Source organism: Variovorax soli (assembly GCF_031454625.1).
Lineage (GTDB): Bacteria > Pseudomonadota > Gammaproteobacteria > Burkholderiales > Burkholderiaceae_C > Variovorax > Variovorax soli_A.
The window spans coordinates 75413-90473 of sequence record NZ_JAVDRF010000003.1; the positions used below are offsets into that span (position 1 = coordinate 75413).

Sequence of the window (15061 nt, forward strand, 5' to 3'; positions counted from 1 at the left end):
GTTTTCGGCATCGATTCGATCCAAATCTTCATTGGAAAGATATCAGTGCGATTCCTACACTCCGCCGCACTTGCAACAAATATCACAGGAGCCCCAACGTTGAAGCGCAGTTCCGAGGTCCAGCTCAGTGCACGGCACTACATCAATGGCCGCTGGGAAACCGGCGTGACCAGCGGGCTGAGCACCAACCCTTCGGACCTGCGCGAGACGGTGGCCGAATACGCCCGCGCCGACCGCAACCAGACCGAGCAGGCCGTCCGCGCCGCGGCCGACGCCTTCCGGGCCTGGAGCATGACCACGCCGCAGCGCCGCGCCGACGCGCTGGACCAGATCGGCAGCGAGATCCTGGCGCGCAAGGACGAGCTGGGCCTGCTGCTGGCGCGCGAGGAGGGCAAGACCCTGCCCGAGGCCGTGGCCGAGGCCGCGCGCGCCGGGCAGATCTTCAAGTTCTTCGCCGGCGAGGCGCTGCGCGTGGGCGGCGAGACCGTGGCCTCGCTGCGCCCCGGCGTGCACGTGGACGTCACCCGCGAGCCGGTGGGCGTCGCGGCCCTGATCACCCCTTGGAACTTCCCGCTGGCGATTCCCGCCTGGAAGATCGCGCCGGCGCTGGCCTGCGGCAACGCGGTGGTGTTCAAGCCGTCCGAGCTGGTGCCGGCCTGCGGCTGGGCGCTGGCCGAAATCATCGGCCGCGCCGCCCTGCCCGCGGGCACCTTCAACCTCGTGATGGGCAGCGGCCGCGAGGTCGGCCAGGCCCTGATCGAGCATCCGCTGGTGGACGCGCTGAGCTTCACCGGATCGGTCGCGACCGGCGAGCGCGTGCTCCAGGCCGCGACCGCGCGGCGCGCCAAGGTGCAGCTGGAGATGGGCGGCAAGAACCCGCTGGTGGTGCTGGCCGATGCGGACCTGGAACTGGCCGTGGACTGCGCCGTGCAGGGCGCCTTCTTCTCGACCGGCCAGCGCTGCACGGCCTCGAGCCGACTCATCGTGGAGGCGCCGGTGCACGACGCCTTCGTCGCGCGGCTCAAGCAGCGCATGGCTGCGCTGAAGGTCGGCCACGCGCTCGAACCCGGCGTCGACATCGGCCCGGTGGCCGACCGCGCGCAGCTCGAAGACAACATGGCCGCCATCGCGACTGCGCGCGAGGAGGGCGCCGAGCACGTGTGCGGCGGCGACCTGCTGCAGCGCCCGAGCGAGGGCCACTACATGAGCCCGGCGCTGTTCCTCGCCCAGCCCGGGCACCGGATCGCCCGCGAGGAGGTGTTCGGCCCGGTGGCTTGCGTGCTGCGCGCCGACGATGCCGAGCACGCGCTGGTGCTGGCCAACGACACGCCCTTCGGCCTGTGCGCGGGCATCTGCACCAACTCGCTGCGCCATGCGATGCACTTCCGCCGCCATGCCCGCGTGGGCATGACGATGGTCAACCTGCCGACCGCCGGCATCGACTACCACGTGCCCTTCGGCGGGCGCAAGGCGTCGGGCTACGGCGCGCGCGAGCAGGGGCGCCATGCGGCCGAGTTCTACACCACGGTGAAGACCGGCTACATGAAAGCCTGAAAGAGTCCCGGAGGGAACACTGCCACCCACAGCAAGACACCCGTCTGCCGCCATGACAGTGCGTATCGTCGTTTTCAACCATACCAACCAGGAGACATCCGCATGAAACTGAACCGCCGCACATTGACCACCGCCATCGCCGCCGCCTCGCTGGCCGCGCTTCTGCCGGCCACCGCGCTGGCGCAGAAGAAGATCGTCCTCGGCTTCAGCCAGGTCGGCGCCGAAAGCGAATGGCGCACCGCCAACACCGAGTCGATCAAGGCCTCCGCCAAGGACGCCGGCATCGAGCTCAAGTTCTCCGACGCGCAGCAGAAGCAGGAGAACCAGATCAAGGCCATCCGTTCCTTCATCGCGCAGAAGGTGGACGTGATCGCCTTCTCGCCGGTGGTCGAGTCGGGCTGGGAGACGGTGCTGCGCGAAGCCAAGGCTGCCAACATCCCGGTGGTGCTGACCGACCGCTCCGTCAACACCAAGGACGACTCGCTCTACGTGACCTTCATGGGTTCCGACTTCGTCGAGGAAGGCCGCAAGGCCGGGCGCTGGCTGGTCGACAAGATGAAGGACGAGAAGGGCGAGGTGAACATCGTCGAGCTGCAGGGCACGGTGGGCTCGGCGCCCGCGATCGACCGCAAGAAGGGCTTCGAGGAAATCATCAAGGCCGACCCCAAGTTCAAGATCATCCGCTCGCAGACCGGCGACTTCACCCGCGCCAAGGGCAAGGAGGTGATGGAGGCCTTCCTCAAGGCCGACGGCAAGAAGATCAATGTGCTCTATGCGCACAACGACGACATGGCCATCGGCGCCATCCAGGCGATCGAAGAGGCGGGCCTGAAGCCGGCCAAGGACATCACCATCATCTCGGTCGATGCGGTCAAGGGCGCCTTCGAGGCCATGATCGCCGGCAAGCTCAACGTCTCGGTCGAGTGCAGCCCGCTGCTGGGCCCGCAGCTGATGTCGGCCGTCAAGGACATCAAGGCAGGCAAGACACTGCCCAAGCGCATCGTGACGGAAGAAACCATCTTCCCGATGGAAGTCGCCGCCAAGGAATTCCCCAAGCGCAAATACTGATAGGAGGCGAGGGCGCGCAGCACCCGCTGCGCGCTCCGCCGAACAAACCCAGGAGACCCAGCCCATGAAACGCAACTTCCTCAAGTCCACCCTCGCCATCGCGGCCCTCGCCATCGCCGGGACGGCCGGCCTTCCCTCGCTCGCCCAGGCCCAGGACAAGGGCCCGATCGCGATCTCGATGCCCACCAAGTCCTCGGCGCGCTGGATCGCCGACGGCTCGAACATGGTCAAGTACTTCAAGGAGAAGGGCTACAAGACCGACCTGCAGTACGCCGACGACGACATCCCCAACCAGCTCGCGCAGATCGAGAACATGGTGACCAAGGGATCGAAGGTGCTCGTGATCGCAGCCATCGACGGCACCACGCTGTCCGACGTGCTGCAAAAAGCCGCCGACAAGGGCGTGAAGGTCATCGCCTACGACCGGCTCATCAAGGGCTCGAAGAACGTCGACTACTACGCCACCTTCGACAACTTCCAAGTCGGCGTGCTGCAGGCGCAGTCGATCGAGAAGGCGCTGGACTTGAAGTCGGGCAAGGGTCCCTTCAACATCGAGCTCTTCGGCGGCTCGCCGGACGACAACAACGCCTTCTTCTTCTACAACGGCGCGATGTCGGTGCTGGAGCCGTACATCAAGAGCGGCAAGCTGGTGGTGCGCAGCAAGCAGATGGGCATGGACAAGGTCGGCACCCTGCGCTGGGACGGCGCGGTGGCGCAGTCGCGCATGGACAACCTGCTGTCGGCCTACTACACCAAGGACCGCGTCGACGCGGTGCTCTCGCCCTACGACGGCCTGTCGATCGGCATCCTCTCCTCGCTCAAGGGCGTGGGCTACGGCACGCCGCAGCAGCCGATGCCGGTGGTGTCGGGCCAGGATGCGGAAGTGCCTTCGGTCAAGTCGATCCTGCGCAAGGAGCAGACCTCCACCGTGTTCAAGGACACGCGTGAGCTGGCGAAGGTCACGGTCGCCATGGTGGACGCCATGCTGGCCGGCAAGACGCCCGAGGTGAACGACACCAAGACCTACAACAACGGCGTGAAGGTGGTGCCTTCGTACCTGCTGAAGCCGGTGAGCGTCGATGTCACGAACTGGAAGCCGGTGCTGGTCGACAGCGGCTACTACAAGGAAAGCCAGATCAAGTGAGCGTGCGGCACGGCGGGCGGGCACGCCCGCCGGCCGATGCAAAGGAGACCGATTGAGCGACGAGGCCATTCTTCTGGAGATGCGCGGCATCACCAAGACCTTTCCCGGCGTGAACGCGCTGGACAACGTGAACCTCGCGGTGCGCGCGGCGCAGATCCACGCGGTGGTGGGCGAGAACGGCGCGGGCAAGTCCACGCTGATGAAGGTGCTCAGCGGCGTGTACCCCTGCGACTCCTACAGCGGCGAGATCCGTTTCGACGGCGAGCTGCGGCGCTTCCGCGACATCGCCGACAGCGAGGCCCTGGGCATCATCATCATTCACCAGGAGCTGGCATTGGTGCCGCTGTTGTCCATCGCCGAGAACATCTTCCTCGGCAACGAGACCGCACACGGCGGCATCATCGACTGGGGCGAGGCCTGGCGCCGCACCGGCGAGCTGCTGGCCAAGGTGGGCCTCAAGGAGCGGCCGACCACGCTGGTCACCGACCTGGGCGTGGGCAAGCAGCAGCTGGTGGAGATCGCCAAGGCGCTGTCCAAGCGGGTGCGGCTCCTGATCCTCGACGAGCCCACCGCCAGCCTCAACGAGAGCGACAGCGACGCGCTGCTGGCGCTGCTGCTGGAGCTCAAGGCGCAGGGCATCGCGTCGATCCTGATCTCGCACAAGCTCAACGAGATCGCCAAGGTGGCCGACGCCATCACCGTGCTGCGCGACGGCAGCACGGTCGAAACCATGGATTGCCGCAACGCGCCGATCAGCGAGGACCGCATCATCCGCGGCATGGTCGGGCGCGACATGGCGCACCGCTACCCGCAGCGCACGCCGTGCATCGGCGAGCGCGTGCTGGAGGTGAGCAACTGGCGCGTGCACCATGCGCAGCACGCGGACCGCGAGCAGATCAAGGGCGTGGACCTGCACGTGTGCCGCGGCGAGATCGTCGGCATCGCGGGCCTGATGGGCGCCGGCCGCACCGAGTTCGCGATGAGCGTGTTCGGCCGCTCCTACGGCCAGCGCATCAGCGGCACGGTGCGCATGCATGGCAAGGAGGTGGACGTGAGCACCATCCGCAAGGCCATCGACCACGGCATCGCCTACGTCACCGAGGACCGCAAGGGCGCCGGCCTGGTGCTGGAGGAGGACATCCGCACCAACATCAGCCTGGCCAACCTGGAGGCGGTGTCGAGCGCGATGGTGATCGACGAGGGCCTCGAATACAAGGTGGCCAGCGAGTACCGCAGGGCACTTCGCATCCGCAGCGCCGACGTCTACCAGCAGGTGGTGAACCTGTCGGGCGGCAACCAGCAGAAGGTGGTGCTGAGCAAATGGCTCTTCGCCAAGCCGGAGCTGCTGATCCTCGACGAGCCGACGCGCGGCATCGACGTCGGGGCCAAGTACGAGATCTACACCATCGTCGACCAGCTCGCGAGCGAAGGAAAGGGCATCTTGATGATTTCCTCGGAGATGCCGGAGCTGCTCGGCATGTGCGACCGGATCTATGTGATGAACGAAGGACGCTTCGTCGCCGAATACCCGGCGGCGGAGGCGTCGCAGGAGCGCATCATGCGCGCGATCGTGAACTCGGGAGGTGGCATCCATGGCCAATGAAATGCAGGCGGCCGAGGCCGCGCCGGGCGTGGAGAGCGCGGCCGCCAAGGCCACCATCCATCCCGGATTCTTGAAGAGCAACCTGCGCGAATACGGCATGCTGATCTCGCTGGTCGCGATCATGGTGCTGTTCCAGGTGCTCACCGACGGCACGCTGCTGCAGCCGCTCAACCTCACGAACCTGGTGCTGCAGAACAGCTACATCGTGATCATGGCGCTGGGCATGCTGCTGGTGATCGTTGCCGGCCACATCGACCTGTCGGTGGGCTCGGTGTGCGGCTTCATCGGCGCGCTGGCAGCGGTGCTGATGGTCGAGTACGAATGGCATTTCGTCCCCACTTTCATCGCCTGCCTGATCGCCGGCGGCGTGATCGGCGCGGCGCAGGGCTGGTTCGTCGCCTACTTCCGCGTCCCTTCCTTCATCGTGACGCTGGCCGGCATGCTGGTGTTCAAGGGATTGGCGCTGGCGCTGCTGGCAGGGCAATCGGTCGGACCCTTCCCGGTCGCGTTCCAGCGGCTGAGCTCGGGCTTCATTCCCGAGGCGCTGGCCACCGACGGCCTGCGGCTGACTTCGCTGCTGCTGGGCGCACTGGCCGCCGCGGCGCTGGTGTTCTTCAAGCTGCGCGGGCGCACCCAGCTGGCGCGGCACGGCATGGAGGCAGAGCCCTTCGCCTTCTTCCTGCTGAAGAACGTGATCTTCGCGGCCATCATCCTGTTCTTCAGCTGGCTGCTGGCCTCGTACAAGGGGCTGCCCAACGTGCTGATCGTGATGGCGGTGCTGATCGTGGCCTACGACTTCGTCACCACGCGCACGACGGTCGGGCGCCGCATCTATGCGCTCGGCGGCAACGAGAAGGCGGCACGGCTCTCGGGCATCAAGACGCAGCGGCTGGCCTTCCTCGCCTTCGTCAACATGGGCGTGCTGGCCGCGCTCGCGGGGCTGGTGTTCGCCGCGCGCCTCAACACCGCCACGCCCAAGGCGGGGTTGGGCTTCGAGCTCGACGTGATCGCCGCCTGCTTCATCGGCGGCGCCTCGGCCTCGGGCGGCGTGGGCAAGGTGATGGGCGCGGTGATCGGCGCCTTCGTGATGGGCGTGATGAACAACGGCATGTCCATCCTCGGCATCGGCATCGACTACCAGCAGGTCATCAAGGGCCTGGTGCTGCTGGCGGCGGTGTTCGTCGATGTCTACAACAAGAACAAGTGAGGCCGGCATGAGCGGGGACATCCGGCCGGTCCTGGAGCTCGCGGGCATCCGCAAGCAGTTCGCCGGCGTCGACGCGCTGCGCGACGTGCAACTGCGGCTGTACCCGGGCGAGATCCACGCCCTGATGGGGCAGAACGGCGCGGGCAAGTCCACCCTCATCAAGGTGCTGACCGGCGCGCTGCCTTCCGGCGGCGGCAGCATGCGGCTGGACGGCCAGGCCATTCATCCGGCCTCGCCGCTGGAGGCGCAGAAGCTGGGCATCAGCACCGTCTACCAGGAGGTCAACCTCTGTCCCAACCTTTCGGTGGCCGAGAACGTGTTCGCAGGCCGCTATCCGCGGCGCGGCGCGGCCGAGGGCTTCCGCATCGACTGGGCGGCGGTGAATCGGCGCGCGCGCGAGCTGCTCGCGCGCATCGGGCTGGACATCGACGTCGCGCGCCTGCTCTCGAGCTACCCGGTCGCGGTGCAGCAGATGGTCGCCATTGCACGGGCACTGGGCGTGTCGTCCAAGGTGCTGATCCTCGACGAGCCGACTTCCAGCCTCGACGACGACGAGGTCCGCAAGCTCTTCGAGGTGCTGCGCAAGCTGCGCGGCGAGGGCCTGGCGATCGTGTTCGTCACCCATTTTCTGAACCAGGTCTATGCGGTGTCGGACCGCATCACCGTGCTGCGCAACGGCACCTGGGTGGGCGAGTGGCGTGCCGCCGATCTCGGCCCGCAGGCGCTGATCGCCGCGATGCTCGGGCGCGAGCTGGCGGCGCAGTCGGGGCGGGCGGCCGCGCTGCCTCCCTTCGACATCGCCGCGCCGGCCCTGCTGGAGGCGCAGGGATTGGGCCAGGCGGGGCTGCTGCAGCCGATCGACCTGCTCGTGCGCGCCGGCGAGATCGTCGGGCTGGCCGGCCTGCTGGGCGCCGGGCGGACCGAGCTGGCGCGCCTGCTCTTCGGGCTTGAGGCGCCGGACCGCGGACAGCTGCGCATCGACGGCGAGGTGGCGAGCTTCGCCAGCCCGGCCGACGCGATCCGCCACGGCCTCGCGCTGTGCCCCGAGGAGCGCAAGACCGACGGCATCGTGGCGGAGCTGTCGGTGCGCGAGAACATCGCGCTGGCGCTGCAGGCGCGGCTGGGCGCGCGGCGCTTCCTGTCGCGCGCCGAGCAGACGGCACTGGCCGAGCGCTTCGTCGAGGCGCTGGGCATCAAGACGGCCAGCGTGGAGACGCCGATCGGGCTGCTTTCGGGCGGCAACCAGCAGAAGGCGATGATCGCGCGCTGGCTCGCCACCGAGCCGCGGCTGCTGATCCTCGACGAGCCCACGCGCGGCATCGACGTCGGCGCCAAGCAGGAGATCATGGCCCAGATCCTGCGCCTCGCGAAGGGCGGCATGGCCGTGCTCTTCATCTCCTCCGAGATGAGCGAGGTGGTGCGCGTCGCGCATCGCATCGTGGTGCTGCGCGACCGTAGCAAGGTCGGCGAGCTGCCGGCCGGCAGCAGCGAAGACGAAGTCTGTGAACTGATTGCAGCCACCCATGAGTGACGCTCCCGCCCCTCACTTCGCCGCCGCGGCGCTGCGCCACCGGCTGGCCTGGCCGCTCGTGACGCTGGTGCTGCTGCTCGCGCTCAATGCGGCCTTCAACCCGGGCTTCCTGCACCTCGAATGGCGCGACGGCCATCTCTACGGCAGCCTGGTCGACATCCTCAACCGCGCGGCGCCGCTCGTGCTGGTCTCGCTCGGGATGACGCTCGTGATCGCCACGCGCGGCATCGACATCTCGGTGGGCGCGGTGGTGGCCATCGCGGCGGCGGCCGCGGCCTGGATGATCGGCGGCTCGGTTTCTGGCAACGTCAGCCGCTTCCCGATGCCGGTCGCAATCGTTGCCGCCATCGGCATCGCGCTGGTGTGCGGGCTGTGGAACGGCCTGCTGGTGGCGCGCGTGGGCATGCAGCCCATCATCGCGACGCTGATCCTGATGGTGGCGGGGCGCGGCATCGCGCAGCTCATCACCAACGGGCAGATCATCACCATCTACTACCAGCCCTTCTTCTTTCTCGGCAGCGGCTATCTGCTGGGACTGCCCTTCTCGCTCTTCGTGGTGGGGCTGGTCTTCGTCGCGCTGTACCTGGCGATCACGCGCACCGCGCTCGGCCTCTTCATCCAGGCGGTGGGCATCAACCCCACGGCAGCGCGCGTGGCCGGTGTGCGGGCGCGGCGGCTGGTGGTGGGCGCCTATGCCTTCTGCGGCGCCTGCGCGGGTGTCGCCGGCCTCCTGATCAGCTCCAACGTGAAGAGCGCGGACGGCAACAACGCGGGCCAGCTGCTCGAGCTCGACGCCATCCTCGCCGTCACGCTGGGCGGCACCGCGCTGACCGGCGGGCGCTTCAGCCTGGTGGGCAGCGTGATCGGCGCGCTGATCATCCAGACCCTGACCTATGCCATCTATTCGCTGGGCGTGCCGCCGGAGATCAACCTGATGGTGAAGGCAGTGGTGGTGTTCGCGGTGATGCTGCTGCAGTCGCCCGAGTTCCGCGCCACCCTCGTCTCGCTGGCGCGGCGCCCGGCGCCCGAAGGAGCAACGCGATGAGCGCCGTGATGGACAAGCGCGAGACGCCCGTGGCCGCCACCGCGCCGGGCACCGGCCGCCGCGCGCGCTTCAATGCCAAGTACCTGCCGCTGGCCGCCACCGTCTCCCTCTTCGTCGCGATGGCCGCGCTGGGCTCGGTGCTCTACGACGGCTTTTTCTCCGCGCAGGTCTTCCTCAACCTGCTGATCGACAACGCCTTCCTGATCGTGGTGGCGATCGGCATGAGCTTCGTGATCCTGTCGGGCGGCATCGATTTGTCGGTGGGCTCGGTGATCGCGCTCACCACCATGGTCTCGGCCTCGCTGGTGGAGAAGCACGGCTGGAACCCGGCCGCGGTCATCCCGCTGGTGCTGCTGATGGGCACCGCCTTCGGCTGCCTGATGGGCGTGCTGATCGAGCGCTTTCGGCTGCAGCCCTTCATCGTCACGCTGGCGGGCATGTTCCTCGCGCGGGGGCTGTGCTACCTGATCAGCATCGACTCGATCAGCATCACCAACGAGTTCTATGCTTCCGTCTCGCAGCTGCGCATCCCCGTGGGCGGCGGCGCCTCGCTGTCGATCAGCGCCGTCATCGCACTGGCGGTGCTGCTGGTGGCGGTGTTCGTCGCGCACTGCACGCCCTTCGGCCGCACCGTCTACGCGATCGGCGGCAGCGAGCACTCGGCCATGCTGATGGGGCTGCCCGTTCGCTCCACGCTGGTGGGCGTGTATGCGCTCTCGGGCTTCTGCTCGGCGCTGGCCGGCGTCATCTTCACCTTCTACATGCTCTCGGGCTATGGCCTGCACGCGATGGGGCTGGAGCTCGACGCGATCGCGGCCGTGGTCATCGGCGGCACGCTCCTGACCGGCGGCGTGGGCTATGTGGCCGGCACGCTGTTCGGCGTGCTCACGCTCGGAATCATCCAGACCCTGATCGCCTTCGACGGCACGCTGAGCTCCTGGTGGACGCGCATCGTGGTGGGCGCCTTGCTCTTCTTCTTCTGCCTGCTGCAGCGCTTCTTCACGGCGCGCGCGCCGCGGCGCTGAGTTCTTCCAACCACGTTCCCGAGAAAGCCCGCGCCATGCCGGATGCTCCCAAGAAACTACGTTCCGCCCAATGGTTCGGCCCGGCCGACAAGAACGGCTTCATGTACCGCAGCTGGATGAAGAACCAGGGCATCCCCGACCATGAGTTCGACGGCCGCCCGATCGTGGGCATCTGCAACACCTGGTCGGAGCTCACGCCGTGCAACGCGCACTTCCGCAAGATCGCCGAGCACGTGAAGCGCGGCATCTCGGAGGCGGGCGGCTTTCCGGTGGAGTTCCCCGTGTTCTCCAACGGCGAGTCGAACCTGCGGCCGACCGCGATGCTCACCCGCAACCTCGCGAGCATGGACGTCGAGGAGGCGATCCGCGGCAACCCCATCGATGCGGTGGTGCTGCTCACCGGCTGCGACAAGACAACGCCCGCGCTGCTGATGGGCGCGGCCAGCTGCGACATTCCCGCCATCGTCGTGACCGGCGGGCCCATGCTCAACGGCAAGCTCGAGGGACGCGACATCGGCTCGGGCACGGCGGTGTGGCAGCTGCACGAATCGCTCAAGGCCGGCGAGATCAACCTGCACCAGTTCCTCGCTGCCGAGGGCGGCATGTCGCGCTCGGCCGGCACCTGCAACACCATGGGCACGGCCTCGACCATGGCTTGCATGGCCGAGGCGCTGGGCACCTCGCTGCCGCACAACGCCGCCATCCCCGCAGTGGATGCGCGCCGCTACGTGCTGGCGCAGATGTCGGGCGCTCGCGCCGTCGCCATGGCGCGCGAGGGCCTCACGCTGTCGAAGATCCTCACGCGCGAGGCCTTCGAGAACGCCATCCGCGTCAATGCTGCGATCGGCGGCTCGACCAACGCGGTGATCCACCTGAAAGCCATCGCGGGGCGCATCGGCGTGGAGCTGGAGCTGGAAGACTGGACACGCATCGGCCGCGGCACGCCGACCATCGTCGACCTGATGCCCTCGGGCCGCTTCCTGATGGAAGAGTTCTATTACGCTGGCGGCCTGCCCGCCGTGCTGCGCCGGCTCGGCGAAGCGGGGTTGCTGCCGCATCCGGGAGCGCTCACGGTCAACGGCCACACGCTCTGGGACAACGTGCGCGAAGCGCCCAGCTACGACGACGAGGTCATCCGCCCACTCGACCGGCCGCTGATGGACGACGGCAGCATCCGCATCCTGCGCGGCAACCTGTCGCCGCGCGGAGCGGTGCTCAAGCCCTCGGCCGCGACGCCCGAACTGCTGCAGCACCGCGGGCGCGCGGTCGTGTTCGAGGACTTCGATCACTACAAGCAGCGCATCGGCGACGAGTCGCTGGAGGTCGATGCCAGCTCGGTGCTGGTGATGAAGAACTGCGGCCCGCGGGGTTACCCCGGCATGGCCGAGGTCGGCAACATGGGCCTGCCGCCCAAGCTGCTGCGCCAGGGCATCAAGGACATGGTGCGCATCTCCGATGCCCGCATGAGCGGCACCGCCTACGGCACGGTGGTGCTGCACGTGGCGCCCGAGGCCGCGGCCGGAGGGCCGCTGGCAGCGGTGCGCGACGGCGACTGGATCGAACTCGACTGCGAGGCAGGCCGGCTGCACCTGGATATCAGCGACGAGGAGCTGGCAGCGCGGCTGGCGAGTCTCTCGGCGCCGGCCGCCGCGGCCGAGGCCTTGGCTGCGACGAAGGCGCGAGGCGGCTACCAGCGCCTCTACATCGACCATGTGCTGCAGGCCGACGAAGGCTGCGACTTCGACTTCCTGGTGGGCTGCCGCGGGTCCGAGGTGCCGCGTCACTCCCACTGATCAACGCCTGACGGCGCTTCACCCCTGGAATCTGCATGACTCTCGACAATCCACGCCACCGCGGCATCTATCCGGTGGCGCCCACCACCTTCACCGAATTGGGCGAGCTCGACCTCGAGAGCCAGAAGCGCTGCATCGACTTCATGATCGATGCCGGCTCCGATGGCATCTGCATCCTGGCGAACTTTTCCGAGCAGTTCCTCGTGTCGGACGAGGAGCGCGAAGTGCTGACACGCACGGTGCTCGAGCACGTGAAGGGCCGCGTGCCGGTGATCGTCACCACCACCCACACCAGCACCCGGGTGTGCGCCCAGCGCAGCCGGCGCGCGCAGGACATGGGCGCCGCGATGGTGATGGTGATGCCGCCTTACCACGGCGCCACCTTCCGCTTCGCCGAGCCGCAGATCCAAGCCTTCTACGCGGGCATCTCGGACGCCATCGACATCCCCATCATGATCCAGGACGCGCCCGCGAGCGGCACGGCCCTGTCCGCTCCTTTCCTCGCGCGCCTGGCGATGGAGATCGAGCACGTGGCCTACTTCAAGATCGAGACCGCCGGCGCCGCGGCCAAGCTGCGCGAACTGATCCGCCTGGGCGGCACGACCATCGAGGGCCCCTGGGACGGCGAGGAGGCGATCACGCTGTTGCCGGACCTCGATGCCGGCGCCACCGGTTCGATGACGGGCGGCGGCTATCCGGACGGCATCCGGCCCATCATCGAAGCGCATCGCAACGGCGACCGCGAGCGGGCCTATGCGCTCTACGAGCGCTGGCTGCCGCTGATCAACTACGAGAACCGGCAGGCCGGCTTCCTGGCGGCCAAGGCGCTGATGAAGGAGGGCGGCGTGATCGCCTGCGAGGCGCCGCGCCAGCCGTGGCCGGCGATGCATCCGGAGACGCGCAAGGGGCTGATCGAGACGGCGAAGCGGCTCGATCCGATGGTGCTGCGCTGGGGGCTTTGACGCGAGGCCGTGCGCCGGTAGCATCCGGCTCGGAGGCCTTGTCTTGACTTACCAACTCCACTACTGGCCCACCATCCAGGGCCGCGGCGAATTCGTGCGGCTCGCACTGGAAGCCGCCGGCGCCGAGTACGTCGACGTGGCGCGCGAGCCGTCCGGCCAGGGCGGCGGCGAGGCCGCGCTGGTGCGGCGGCTGCACGATCCCGGCAACCCGCGCGCTTCCTTCGCGCCGCCCTTCCTGGTCGACGGCGATGTCGTGGTCGGCCAGACCGCCGCGATCCTGCTCTACCTGGGGCCGCGCTTGGGGCTGGCCGGCACCGGGGAGCGCGACGCGCTGTGGACACACCAGCTGCAGCTCACCATCGCCGACGTGGTGGCCGAGGCGCACGACACGCACCACCCGATCTCCGTCGGTGCGTACTACGAGGAGCAGCGCGAGGCGGCGCAGGCGCGCGCCAAATGCTTTCGCGAGGAGCGCATCCCCAAGTACCTCGATTGGTTCGAGCGGGTGCTTCAGCGCAATCCGGCGGGCGACGTGCATCTGGTGGGTGAGAGCCTGTCGTACGCCGATCTGTCGCTGTTCCAGCTCGTGGCGGGGCTGCGCTATGCGTTTCCCAAGGCGACGGCGCGTGCCTTGGCGCGTACGCCGGCGGTGGTGAAGCTGCATGGCAACGTGGGGCGGCGGCAGCGTGTGCGGGAGTACCTGCAGAACCCGCGGCGCATTCCTTTCAACGAGGAAGGCATCTTCAGGTGCTATCCCGAGTTGGATGCCTAGTCAGCGCGCGTCTTCGCGCAAGCGCAGCGCCAACTCGTAGAGCGCATTCCGTGGCGCCCCGCTGATCTCGGCGGCGAGCCGCACCGCGCTCTTGAGCGGCAGCTCGGCGAGCAGCAGGCGCAGCACGCGCTCGCCTTCCGCACTGTCGTCGGAGGCTGCAGCCAGGGGATGCAGCACCAGCGCGAACTCGCCGCGCGTGCGGTCGCGGCTGGCCGCCAGCCAGTCGGACAGTGCGGCGGCGGCCACGGTGGCGATCTCCTCGAACTGCTTGGTGAGCTCCCGTCCCACCGTCACGCGCCGTTCGCCCAGCACGGCCAGAGAACGCGCCAGGGCTTCGATGCGATGCGGCGCTTCCAGCAACACGACGCTGCGCGCCTCGGCCGCCAGGGCCTGCACCGCGGTCTCGCGCTCGCCGGCCTTGGCGGGCAGGAAGCCGGCGAAGACGAAGGCGCTCGCGGCTTGGCCGTCCGCCACCAGCCCCGCGGCCGAGACCAGCGTGGTGACGCTGCTCGCACCGGGCAGGGGCAGCACGCGCAGGCCTGCCGCGCGCACCGTCGCGGCCAGGCGGGCGCCGGGGTCGCTCACGCCGGGCGTGCCGGCATCGCTGACGTAGGCGATGCGCTCGCCGGCCGAGAGGCGCGCAATCACGGCCTGCGCCGCCTCCGCCTCGTTGTGCTGGTGGAGCGCGAGCAGCTGCCCCGCGGGCCGCTCGATGCCGTAGGCGCGAAGCAGGCTCTGCGTGTGGCGCGTGTCCTCGCAGGCCACCGCGTCGACGATCTGCAGCACGTGGAGCGCGCGCAGCGTGATGTCGGCGAGGTTGCCGATCGGCGTGGCGACGACGTAGAGCGCGCCTTCGGGATAATGCTGCGCGCCCGCGGCATCGCGTGCGGCCTGCAGGGCCGCGCCGAAGGAGGCCGGGGCAAGGGAGGTCAAGCGTGTTTCTCCAAAACAAGAAGGCGGCCCAGGCCACCACCAAGCAGCGCGGCGATGCGGCCGAGGCGGCCGCGCTCGCGCATCTGCAGGCGGCCGGCCTGGTGCTGGTCGCGCGCAATTATCGAACCCCGGGCCGGGGCGGCGGCGAGATCGACCTGGTCATGCGCGACCCGCGCGACGGCACCCTGGTGTTCGTCGAAGTGCGCCAGCGCGCCAGCGCGAGCCATGGGGGCGCGGCCCACAGCATCACGGCCGTGAAGAAGCGGCGCATCGTGTTCGCGGCGCGGCATTACCTGAGCCGCTTGCGCGCGCTGCCGCCCTGCCGCTTCGACGTGGTGCTGGTGGAGGCGCGCATCGAATGGATTCAGGCCGCTTTCGATGCAGATTGAGCTCACGCCCGGGGGAACCGCGGGTCGCCTGCGGC

13 protein-coding genes are annotated in these 15061 nt (G+C 68.5%); 12 read left to right on the forward strand and 1 reads right to left on the reverse strand.

Going from position 1 to position 15061, the window contains the following annotated elements:
- Nucleotides 1–99: 99 nt before the first annotated feature.
- From J2739_RS07460 to J2739_RS07510, 11 genes are all read left to right on the forward strand, one after another.
- On the forward strand, nt 100–1554 hold the full coding sequence (locus J2739_RS07460) for an aldehyde dehydrogenase family protein (RefSeq protein WP_309900111.1): 1455 nt from the start codon (nt 100–102) through the stop codon (nt 1552–1554).
- A 102-nt stretch (nt 1555–1656) separates the two neighbouring features.
- Nucleotides 1657–2622 (forward strand): ABC transporter substrate-binding protein, encoded by a 966-nt coding sequence (locus J2739_RS07465; RefSeq protein ID WP_309900113.1) that lies wholly within the window; start codon nt 1657–1659, stop codon nt 2620–2622.
- A 64-nt stretch (nt 2623–2686) separates the two neighbouring features.
- Nucleotides 2687–3766 (forward strand): multiple monosaccharide ABC transporter substrate-binding protein, encoded by a 1080-nt coding sequence (gene chvE / locus J2739_RS07470; RefSeq protein ID WP_309900115.1) that lies wholly within the window; start codon nt 2687–2689, stop codon nt 3764–3766.
- A 79-nt stretch (nt 3767–3845) separates the two neighbouring features.
- Entirely contained in the window at nt 3846–5369 is a 1524-nt protein-coding gene (mmsA, locus tag J2739_RS07475) for a multiple monosaccharide ABC transporter ATP-binding protein (protein WP_309901080.1), read from the forward strand.
- 1 nt (nt 5370) lies between these two features.
- Complete coding sequence (gene mmsB / locus J2739_RS07480) at nt 5371–6576, forward strand: multiple monosaccharide ABC transporter permease (RefSeq protein WP_309901082.1); 1206 nt, start codon at nt 5371–5373, stop codon at nt 6574–6576.
- A 7-nt stretch (nt 6577–6583) separates the two neighbouring features.
- Nucleotides 6584–8107 carry a sugar ABC transporter ATP-binding protein gene (locus tag J2739_RS07485; RefSeq protein ID WP_309900117.1) on the forward strand — a complete coding sequence of 508 codons (1524 nt, stop codon included), beginning with the start codon at nt 6584–6586 and terminating at the stop codon, nt 8105–8107.
- Nucleotides 8100–9152, forward strand: coding sequence for an ABC transporter permease (locus J2739_RS07490; RefSeq protein WP_309900120.1), 1053 nt, complete (start codon nt 8100–8102; stop codon nt 9150–9152). Before J2739_RS07485 ends, J2739_RS07490 begins: the two co-directional genes overlap by 8 nt.
- Nucleotides 9149–10177 (forward strand): galactofuranose ABC transporter, permease protein YjfF, encoded by a 1029-nt coding sequence (gene yjfF / locus J2739_RS07495; protein WP_309900122.1) that lies wholly within the window; start codon nt 9149–9151, stop codon nt 10175–10177. Before J2739_RS07490 ends, yjfF begins: the two co-directional genes overlap by 4 nt.
- A gap of 35 nt (nt 10178–10212) precedes the next feature.
- Nucleotides 10213–11970: an IlvD/Edd family dehydratase gene (locus J2739_RS07500; protein WP_309900125.1), complete on the forward strand. Its 1758-nt coding sequence runs from the start codon at nt 10213–10215 to the stop codon at nt 11968–11970.
- Between the two features lie 35 nt (nt 11971–12005).
- On the forward strand, nt 12006–12932 hold the full coding sequence (locus tag J2739_RS07505; RefSeq protein ID WP_309900126.1) for a dihydrodipicolinate synthase family protein: 927 nt from the start codon (nt 12006–12008) through the stop codon (nt 12930–12932).
- Between the two features lie 43 nt (nt 12933–12975).
- A complete protein-coding gene (locus J2739_RS07510; protein ID WP_309900128.1) occupies nt 12976–13704 on the forward strand; it encodes a glutathione S-transferase in 729 nt (242 codons plus the stop codon).
- On the opposite strand, the gene rsmI is transcribed toward J2739_RS07510, so the two are convergent.
- Nucleotides 13705–14637: a 16S rRNA (cytidine(1402)-2'-O)-methyltransferase gene (gene rsmI, locus J2739_RS07515; protein WP_309900130.1), complete on the reverse strand. Its 933-nt coding sequence runs from the start codon at nt 14635–14637 to the stop codon at nt 13705–13707.
- A gap of 2 nt (nt 14638–14639) precedes the next feature.
- Here rsmI and J2739_RS07520 point away from each other — a divergent pair, with 2 nt between their 5' ends.
- Nucleotides 14640–15026: a YraN family protein gene (locus J2739_RS07520; RefSeq protein WP_309900132.1), complete on the forward strand. Its 387-nt coding sequence runs from the start codon at nt 14640–14642 to the stop codon at nt 15024–15026.
- Nucleotides 15027–15061 lie beyond the last annotated feature (35 nt).

Coding starts and splice junctions, on each gene's coding strand:
- J2739_RS07465 (WP_309900113.1), top strand. CDS start 1,657: ATGAAACTGAACCGCCGCACATTGACCACCGCCATCGCCGCCGCCTCG.
- chvE (WP_309900115.1), top strand. CDS start 2,687: ATGAAACGCAACTTCCTCAAGTCCACCCTCGCCATCGCGGCCCTCGCC.
- mmsA (WP_309901080.1), top strand. CDS start 3,846: ATGCGCGGCATCACCAAGACCTTTCCCGGCGTGAACGCGCTGGACAAC.
- mmsB (WP_309901082.1), top strand. CDS start 5,371: ATGCAGGCGGCCGAGGCCGCGCCGGGCGTGGAGAGCGCGGCCGCCAAG.
- J2739_RS07485 (WP_309900117.1), top strand. CDS start 6,584: ATGAGCGGGGACATCCGGCCGGTCCTGGAGCTCGCGGGCATCCGCAAG.
- J2739_RS07490 (WP_309900120.1), top strand. CDS start 8,100: ATGAGTGACGCTCCCGCCCCTCACTTCGCCGCCGCGGCGCTGCGCCAC.
- yjfF (WP_309900122.1), top strand. CDS start 9,149: ATGAGCGCCGTGATGGACAAGCGCGAGACGCCCGTGGCCGCCACCGCG.
- J2739_RS07500 (WP_309900125.1), top strand. CDS start 10,213: ATGCCGGATGCTCCCAAGAAACTACGTTCCGCCCAATGGTTCGGCCCG.
- J2739_RS07505 (WP_309900126.1), top strand. CDS start 12,006: ATGACTCTCGACAATCCACGCCACCGCGGCATCTATCCGGTGGCGCCC.